This is a genomic window from Pseudoduganella aquatica, assembly GCF_009857595.1.
GTDB classification, from domain to species: Bacteria; Pseudomonadota; Gammaproteobacteria; order Burkholderiales; family Burkholderiaceae_D; genus Rugamonas; species Rugamonas aquatica_A.
Map to the genome: position 1 here is coordinate 1 of NZ_WWCU01000165.1, position 255 is coordinate 255.

Annotated in this window: 1 rRNA gene; it reads right to left on the reverse strand. The window is 49.0% G+C overall.

What is annotated here, in order from left to right:
• Window positions 1-255: ribosomal RNA gene (locus GTP77_RS30075) — 23S ribosomal RNA — on the reverse strand; the annotation flags it as partial.

A 255-nucleotide genomic window follows, 5' to 3' on the forward strand; every position in this document is an offset into this window, starting at 1 on the left:
AGGCTCATCCCATTTCGCTCGCCACTACTTTGGGAATCTCGGTTGATTTATTTTCCTGCAGCTACTTAGATGTTTCAGTTCGCCGCGTTCGCTTTGCATGCCTATGTATTCAGCATGCAATGACCTATAAGGCCGGGTTTCCCCATTCGGAAATCCTCGGATCAAAGCTTGTTTGTCAGCTCCCCGAGGCTTATCGCAGACTTCTACGTCCTTCATCGCCTGTAATCGCCAAGGCATCCACCATGTGCACTTATT